The 2,777-nt window shown below is 67.3% G+C and carries 2 protein-coding genes and 1 pseudogene; all 3 read right to left on the bottom strand.

What is annotated here, in order from left to right:
- Positions 1-340 (bottom strand): DUF1016 N-terminal domain-containing protein (locus tag ACK4TH_RS11435; protein ID WP_409626581.1); only part of this gene is annotated, 340 nt, incomplete at its 3' end.
- Positions 337-2,184, bottom strand: coding sequence for an N-6 DNA methylase (locus tag ACK4TH_RS11430; RefSeq protein WP_409626579.1), 1,848 nt, complete (start codon positions 2,182-2,184; stop codon positions 337-339). The genes ACK4TH_RS11435 and ACK4TH_RS11430, both read right to left, overlap by 4 nt.
- A gap of 27 nt (positions 2,185-2,211) precedes the next feature.
- A pseudogene (locus tag ACK4TH_RS11425) lies at positions 2,212-2,700 on the bottom strand (type I restriction-modification enzyme R subunit C-terminal domain-containing protein); the annotation flags it as partial.
- Between the last annotated feature and the right edge of the window lie 77 nt (positions 2,701-2,777).

Raw genomic sequence — 2,777 nt, 5'->3', positions numbered from 1 at the left:
TGGGCCGCTTTGGCCAGGCGCAGGCCCTGTTCCAGTCCATATGGGCAAGATAGAAGGCGCGCATCTGGGCCAGATTGCGCCAGCCAAAGCCGCGCCCGAACTGGCGACTCAAATCAGCGCCAAGCCGCTTGATCAAGGCTTCGCCATAGGCCGCCCGCGCCTGCCCGCCTTGCTCGCCTTCGACGATGCGCCGCCCAATCGCCCAGTAAGTCGCCGTCATCACCGCATTGACGCTGCGCGCGGCGGCGCGGCGGGCGGCTTCGAGCAGCGCGACGATGTCGGCATGAACGGCGGCATAGTCGGCTAGGTCCGAAATGGCTGGCGGGGTACGTTCCGTCATGCCTGCGCCTCCGTCACCAAGGCTTCGATCTCGGCAAGCAGCCGCATCACTTCGGCCTCGTGGCTTTGCATCGAGGCGATAAGCTCCTTCGGGTCGGCGTGTTCTAGCCCGGCCTTGGCATGGGGGTTTTTCAGGTCCAGGTTGTAGATGGGCCAGTAGAGGGCATCGCCCTCGGCCTGGGCCGCCTTGGCGGCCTGTTCGTGCGCCTGTTGTTCGGCTTTCAAGGCACGCAGCTTGTCCTGCAAGGCGGCTTTGTCGCCGTTGGCGGCGTTCTGCACGGCCTGCTCCAGCTCGCGGATGGGCTTGCCGAGCGCAAGTGCCGCGTTGCGTTCGGCCTCCGCCCGCTGCCAGTGCGGCGTGGCGGCTTCGATGGCGGCAGCGCGTTTGGCCGCGAAATCCACCTTCCAGGCCTGCGGGCCTTCCTCCCGGTTGTTCCACCAGGCGAGCACCGGCGCGAATTCCTCGAACTGTAGCGGTGCGGTCTTGCTGTATTTCTTGCGCCCTTCGGGCAAGGGCAGTTCGTAGTACCAGATGGTGTCGGTGGGGCCGCCGCGCTCGAAGAACAGCAGGTTGGCGGGGATGTCGGTGTAGGGCGCGAACACGCCCTGCGGCAGGCGGACGATGGTGTGCAGGCGGAACTCTTTGAGCAGTTCCTCCTTGATGACGGCGCATACGCCGTCGCCAAACAGGGTGCCGTTGGGCACCACCACGGCGGCGCGGCCGCCGCGCTCGGCAGTCTTTCCGCCGCGCACCGGCGCGCCGGCCACGCGCAGCTTCCTCATGATGTATTGCAGGAAGAGCAACGCGGTTTCCGCCGTTTGCATGTTGGGCGGGAAGTTGGCCTTGATGCCGGCCTCTTCCTCGCCGCCAAACGGCGGGTTGGTGAGGATGACGTCCACCCGCTCGCCATGGCCGATTTCGTTGAGGCGTCGCGCGAGCGTGTTGCCGTAGGCGATCTGCGGCGCTTCCAGCCCGTGCAGCAGCAGGTTCATCTGCGCCAGCATGTAGGGCAGCGGCTTGGCTTCCTGGCCGTAGAGCGTCTCGCGTTGCAAGGTGCGGCGCTGCTCCGGCGTGCTGACTTGCGGCGCGAGGTGGTCATAGGCCTCGACCAGAAAGCCGCCGGTGCCGCAGGCCGGGTCAAGCACGGTTTCACCCAGACGCGGGTCGGTGACCTGTACCATGAAGCGCACCACCGGGCGCGGGGTGTAGAACTCGCCGGCATCGCCCGCGGCGTCGCGCATCTCGCGCAGCATCGATTCGTACAGGTGCGAGAGGGTGTGGATCTCCTCGCTGCTGCTGAAGTGGATGCCGTTGATCTTGTTCACGATGTCGCGCAGCAGGTAGCCGCTGACCATGCGGTTCTGCACGCCCTTGAACACGTTGGCGATGACCTCGCGCTGGCTGCCTTTCTCGCCGCTGCCGGCCAGGGCGCGCAGGTAGGCAAAAAGGCCGGGGCCGCGGCGACCGTCGGGGCGGTGGGCTTCGTCCTGGTTGATGAAGGCCAGCAGTTCGTCGCCGGTGAGGCCGTCCTCGCGGGCCCAGTCGCGCCAGCGGTACGGCGGCTCGATGATGGGCTGGTAAGGCTGGCCGTCGAGTTCGGCCTCCTGCTCGTGGACGATTTCGAGATCGTCGAGGAACTTGAGGAACATCACCCAGGTGAGCAGCGGCAGGCGGTCCACGTCGCCGTTGAGCCCCTTGTCCTTGCGCAGGATCTGGCGGGCCGAGCCGATCAGGGCCGAAAGGGCCTCGCGGGTGGTGAGCGGCGCTTTGGCCTTGCGCGCGGCGCGGGGCTTGTTTTCGACAGGGGCTTCGGCGGTGGGAGCGGGGCGTTTGGAACGGGGCATCGGTTCGGGTTTTTGTGCGTCTTGGGGTTATTGATAGAGCGCGCTTTGCAGCCGGGAGACGGCCTCCTTCATGCCGCGCACGCTGCCGAAGTAGCGGGTGGCGATTTCGGCCGGGCTGCCGTAGCGGTCGAAGGGCTGAACCTTCATCAGCTCCGACAGCGCGCTGAACTGCTGGATGCCGCGCTCGACGTAGCGGTCGAGCAGCAGCGTGAGGATTTCGCGGGCCGTGTCGCCGTACTGGCTGAACAGGTCCTGTGCCCGGCGGCGGGCGGCCTCGGCACGCTGGCGACGCGTCAGCAGTGGCGCGTTCCAGGCCAGATGGCACAGCAGGTCGAAGGGGTCGGCCTCGGGCTGGTCGCTGGCGGCGGCCAGCGCCTCGAAGCTGATGCCGCGCTCGGTGAGCTCGCGCAACACTTCGCTGCGGGTGTCCGGGTGTCCCCAGGCCGATTGCAGGGCTTCGCGGGTCGGATACAGGGTGCGAACGGCGCGGCCGGCGTACTCGCTGTACTTCACCACCCAAGCCGGTGGCCGATGAGCAGACGCTGGAGGCGATCGTCGCCAACCGCTACGAGGTGATGGCCCGCTATGCGCGC

Origin of the sequence: Tepidimonas sp., from assembly GCF_046292505.1 — a bacterium.
Taxonomy (GTDB): Bacteria; Pseudomonadota; Gammaproteobacteria; order Burkholderiales; family Burkholderiaceae_C; genus Tepidimonas.
Note: the sequence above shows the minus strand (reverse complement) of the source record. Positions and strands in the feature narration are given on the sequence as shown.